This window comes from Cereibacter changlensis JA139, from assembly GCF_003034985.1.
GTDB classification, from domain to species: Bacteria; Pseudomonadota; Alphaproteobacteria; order Rhodobacterales; family Rhodobacteraceae; genus Cereibacter; species Cereibacter changlensis.
On sequence record NZ_PZKG01000278.1, the window covers coordinates 1 to 2390 of the forward strand.

At 69.5% G+C, this 2390-nt stretch carries 2 protein-coding genes and 1 pseudogene; 1 reads left to right on the plus strand and 2 read right to left on the minus strand.

What is annotated here, in order from left to right:
• Positions 1 to 908 (plus strand): annotated as a pseudogene (locus C5F48_RS23150) (efflux RND transporter permease subunit); the annotation flags it as partial.
• Here C5F48_RS23150 and C5F48_RS23155 read toward each other — a convergent pair.
• Together C5F48_RS23155 and C5F48_RS23160 are read right to left on the minus strand one after the other, a co-directional pair.
• Positions 852 to 1121 (minus strand): DUF6525 family protein, encoded by a 270-nt coding sequence (locus tag C5F48_RS23155; protein WP_107666048.1) that lies wholly within the window; start codon positions 1119 to 1121, stop codon positions 852 to 854. The pseudogene C5F48_RS23150 and the gene C5F48_RS23155 sit on opposite strands and share 57 nt — an antisense overlap.
• Before the next feature lie 3 nt (positions 1122 to 1124).
• Complete coding sequence (locus C5F48_RS23160; protein WP_107666049.1) at positions 1125 to 2336, minus strand: GTP-binding protein; 1212 nt, start codon at positions 2334 to 2336, stop codon at positions 1125 to 1127.
• Positions 2337 to 2390 lie beyond the last annotated feature (54 nt).

Below are 2390 nucleotides of genomic sequence, written 5' to 3' on the forward strand. Positions count from 1 at the left end.
CGCACAATCTTGGCCGGGCCACGCCCGGTCATCGTGCAGGGCGACGCGCCCTATCGGATGCAGCCGGAGGACGTGGACGGCTGGTATGCTCGGACCTCCGGAGGCGAGATGGCGCCCTTCGCCGCCTTTAGGACGCAGGAGTGGGACGAGGTTGCGCCGAGCCTGACGCGCTACGGCGGCTCGCGGGCGCTGTCGCTTTCGGGTGCTGCGACCGAGGGGACCAGTTCGGGCGATGCGATGGAGGTGATGGAAAGCCTGACGGCGGAGCTTCGGGGCGGCCATGGCGCGGCCTGGGCCGACCTGTCCTATCAGGAACGTCTGGCGGGCAATCAGGCGCCGCTGCTCTATGCGCTGTCGGCGATGATCGTCTTCCTCTGCCTCGCGGCGCTCTACGAAAGCTGGACGGTGCCCTTCGCGGTGATGCTCTCGGTGCCTGTCGGGGTGCTGGGGCGGTGGCGGCGGCGACGCTCTTCGGGCAGGACAACGACGTGTATTTCAAGGTCGGCCTTCTTGCCACCATCGGCCCTGCCGCGCGCAACGCGATCCTGATCGTCGAGTTCGCCCAGACCCTGCAGGAGCGCGGCATGACGCTGGTCGAGGCCAGCACCATGGCGGCGCGGCAGCGGTTGCGGTCGATCCTGATGACCTCGATCGCCTTCATGCTCGGGGTGCTGCCGCTGGCCATCGCCACCGGCGCCGGGGCAGGGGCGCAGAACGCCATCGGCATCTCGGTCCTGGGCGGGATGATCCCCTCGACGGTGATCGGCGTCTTCCTGGTGCCCGGCCTCTACGTCATCGTGCTGTCGACGGTGGCTCGGCTCAGGCGCAAACCCGCCCGAGCCGGCAGCCGGTCACCTCGTCAAAGGGTAGTCCGGCCCCCAGACCCGCGCGGCGTCGCGGGCCAGTAGCCTCGCCTCGGCGGCCTCCAGCCGCCGCCGGGCGGCGGCCAGATCCGGCGCCTCGTTCAGCGCCCGCTGCCAGAGCCGCAGCGCCGAGGCCGCCGACCAAGGCAGCGCCGCCCCGGCCAGCCAGAGCCGTAGCTCGGCCGGTAGCCGGTCATAGCGACCCATCGCGTCACTCCGCGCCCGGCGGCGCAGCGAGGTGGAGAGGTTGCGCCGCATGGGTCAGGCCGCTGCCTGCCGTCCCCAGCGCGGCAGCGGATCGGGCAGGCCGCGCCAAGCCTCCGGCACAAAGCCCGTTTCCGCCACCAGGCAGCGGTCCAGCATCGCGGTGATCCGTTCGCGGTTCATCGTGCCCAGCGTGCCGATGAACACCAGCTCCTGCCGCCGGTCGCCGAAGGCCTCGTCCCAGCGCGCGCGCATCCGCGCCCGCGCCCCCTCGCTTTCCGGCCAGTAGCTCTCCGGCACCGCCGCCCACCACATGCCCAGCCCATGGGTAGTGGCCAGCGCCCCGGCGAGGCTGAACTCGCCTGCCCAGTCGGGCCGTGTCGCCAGCCAGAAATGCCCCTTGGCCCGGATCACCCCGGGCAGGGGAGTCTGCAGGAAGTCGTCGAAGGCCTCGGGCCGGAACGGCCGGCGGGCGCGGTAGACGAAGCTGGTGATGTCATATTCCGCGTCCTCCGGCACATGGTCGGCGAAGCCGTGCAACTCCTTGAACCACAGCGGATGCTGATGCGCGCGCTGGAAATCAAACAACCCGGTGTCGAAGACCTCGCTCGGCGCCACCCGGCTGCGGTCGGTCTCGATCACCCGGGCGTCCGGGTTCAGCCCGCGGATGATCAGCCGCGCCGCCTGCAGCTGCTCGGGCGTGGCGTCGGAGACCTTGTTCAGCACCACCACATCGGCGAATTCGATCTGCGCGACCAGCAGATCGACCAGCCGCCGCTCATCCGCCTCGCCCGCGCTCTCGCCGCGGTCGACAAGGAAATCCGCCGAGGCGTAATCCTTCAGCAGATGCACCGCGTCGACCACCGTCACCATCGCATCGAGGCGGGCGATATCCGACAGGCTCTCGCCCGCCTCGTCGCGGAACTCGAAGGTCGCGGCGACCGGCAGCGGCTCCGACACGCCGGTGCTTTCGATCAGCAGGTAGTCGAAGCGACCTTCCGCCGCCAGCCGCCGCACCTCCTGCAGCAGGTCGTCGCGCAGGGTGCAGCAGATGCAGCCGTTGGTCATCTCGACCAGCTTCTCCTCCGAGCGCGACAGCTCCGCCCCCTGGCGCACCAGATCGGCGTCGATGTTCACCTCGGACATGTCGTTGACGATCACCGCCACCCTGCGCCCCTCGCGGTTGTTCAGCACATGGTTCAGCAGCGTGGTCTTTCCGGCGCCGAGAAAGCCGGAGAGCACGGTGACGGGAAGGCGGGCATCGGTCATGAGAGACTCCGTAATGTTATATCATAACAGTACGCGAAACCATTCCCGGACCGC

Bases quoted from the DNA above. Each gene is read 5' to 3' on its own strand.
- C5F48_RS23155 (WP_107666048.1), bottom strand. From the start codon at position 1,121: ATGCGGCGCAACCTCTCCACCTCGCTGCGCCGCCGGGCGCGGAGTGAC.
- C5F48_RS23160 (WP_107666049.1), bottom strand. From the start codon at position 2,336: ATGACCGATGCCCGCCTTCCCGTCACCGTGCTCTCCGGCTTTCTCGGC.